This window comes from Kineococcus indalonis (assembly GCF_009906395.1).
Lineage (GTDB): Bacteria > Actinomycetota > Actinomycetes > Actinomycetales > Kineococcaceae > Kineococcus > Kineococcus indalonis.
The window spans coordinates 1-1456 of the sequence record NZ_JAAALM010000738.1 but is presented as its reverse complement, the minus strand read 5'-3'; the positions used below and the strand labels follow the sequence as shown (position 1 = coordinate 1456).

1 protein-coding gene and 1 pseudogene are annotated in these 1456 nt (G+C 79.1%); one reads left to right on the top strand and one right to left on the bottom strand.

Features of this window, described 5'->3' with window-relative positions:
* Positions 1-859: YhgE/Pip family protein (locus GTR00_RS20720; RefSeq protein ID WP_166613411.1), on the top strand; the 859-nt coding region annotated here is incomplete at its 5' end.
* A gap of 52 nt (positions 860-911) precedes the next feature.
* Here the strand turns inward: GTR00_RS20720 and GTR00_RS20715 are convergent.
* Positions 912-1456, bottom strand: a pseudogene (locus GTR00_RS20715) (hypothetical protein); the annotation flags it as partial.

Genomic DNA, 1456 nt, shown 5'->3' with positions numbered 1-1456 from the left:
GCTCGCCGAGGGCGCCGCCCGCGTCGACGACGGCGCGGGCGCCCTGGTGGGCGGCGCCTCGCAGGCCCGCACCGGCGCCGGGGAGCTGGCCGAGGGCACCGGGCAGCTGGCCGACGGCAGCGGCACCCTGGCCGCGCAGCTGCGCGAGGGGCAGGCCGAGGTGCCCGCCCAGGACGCGGCGGAGGCGCAGCGCCGCGCGGGCGTGGTCGCCGCGCCCGTGGAGGCGCAGCGGGTGCGGGCGCACGCGGTCGCGCACTACAGCGACGGGCTGGCCCCGCTGTTCGTGCCGGTCTCGCTGTGGGTGGGCGGGATGGTCACGTACATGGTGCTGCGGGCGGTCTCGCCGCGGGCGCTGGCCTCGACGGCGGGCTCGCTGCGCACGGCGCTGGCCGGGCTGCTGCCGGGGGCGGTGCTGGGCGTGCTGCAGGCGGTGGTGCTGCAGGCGGTGCTGCTGCTGGCGGTGGGCGTGGAGTCCCCCTCGCCGCTGCTGACGGTGGCGTTCACGGCGCTGGTGGCGGTGGTGTTCACCGCGGCGCACCAGTGCCTGATCGCCCTGCTGGGCGGTCCGGGCCGGCTGGTGGCGCTGGTGCTGCTGGTGCTGCAGCTGACCTCGGCGGGGGGCACCTACCCGGTGGGCACCTCCCCGGCGTTCTTCGGGGCGATCCACCCGTACCTGCCGATGACGTACGCCACCGAGGGGTTGCGGCACCTGGTCAGCGGCGCGCCGGGCGGGCCGGTGCGGCTGGACGCGGCGGTGCTGGCCGGCTTCGGCGTGCTGGCGCTGGCGGTCACGGTGCTGGCCTGCCACCGCCGGCGCACCTGGACGGTGGCGGATCTGCACCCCAGCCTCAGCCTCTGAGCCCCGCCCCGGCCCGGGGCCCCAGCTCCCGGGGCCGGGAGCGGGAGCTGGGTCAGGACGGCGGGAGCAGCTGCTCGGGGAAGCAGACGTTCGAGCGCTGCGGGGCCGGGGTGGCGGCGAAGACGCTGTCGCACCAGGTGCGCACGTCGTCGGCGCCGGCGAACGGGCCGGCGGCGAGGGTCGTCCAGTAGGGGTTGCCGCGCGCGTCGACGGTGCGCTCGCCGAAGTCGGTGCTGGCCAGGACGAAGACGTCCGGGCCGGCCACCCCGGCGGCCAGGCGGCGGGACTGCTCGAGGATGTCGGCGGCGTAGAAGGTGCTGCTGCCGTTGGCGGCGGTCTGCTCGGGGTCGGTGGTGCCCACGCTCTTGGCGGCCAGCTGCGCGACCCACTGCCCGCGGGGGGCGTGGGCGGCCAGGCCGGCGGCGCGCAGCTGCTGCAGCTGCGCGAGCGCGGCGGCGTCCTCGGCCGCGGTGTCGACCGGGGCCGCGCTCGTGCGCGGCACGCCGGGCACCACCGCGGTGCCGCCGACCGCGGTGCCGGTGGCGGCCGCGGTGCCGGTGGCGGCCGCGGTGCCGGTGGCGGCCGCGGTGCCGGTGG